Annotated in this window: 1 protein-coding gene; it reads right to left on the reverse strand. The window is 76.2% G+C overall.

Annotated features, from left to right (window positions below; genetic code table 11):
- The coding region (locus FV223_RS29795) for an acetate--CoA ligase family protein (protein WP_187276314.1) at positions 1 to 471 on the reverse strand (471 nt) is incomplete at both ends.

Here is a 471-nt window from a genome sequence, read left to right on the forward strand (position 1 = left end):
GCCGGGCGACGCGGGTGCGGCCGATGAGGTCGTCGGCGAGCGCGAGGTCGAGGGGCGGCAGGCCGAGGGCCCGGTCGTCGATCACCTCCACCGCCGTGCCGCCGCGGCCGAACACCACCACGGGCCCGAAGACCGGATCCTCGGCGAGCCCCGCGATCAGCTCGCGGCGCTGGCCCTTGCGCACCATCGGCTGCACGGCGAACCCCGTGACCCGGGCATCGGGCCGCTCGCGCCGGGCGCGCACCAGGATCTTCCGCGCGGCGTCGCGGACGTCCTGCTCGCTGGTGAGGTCGAGGTGGACGCCGCCGATGTCGGACTTGTGCACCACGTCGGGCGAGACGACCTTCAGCGCCACCGTGCCGCCGGCGGCGATGATCGTCCAGGCGGCCGCCGCCGCCGCGTCGATGTCGGGGGCGAGCGTCAGCGGCACGGTCTCGATGCCGTAGGCCGCGAGCAGGCCGGCGACCGCGA

Source organism: Methylobacterium sp. WL116 (assembly GCF_008039455.1).
In the GTDB taxonomy this organism is placed as follows: domain Bacteria; phylum Pseudomonadota; class Alphaproteobacteria; order Rhizobiales; family Beijerinckiaceae; genus Methylobacterium.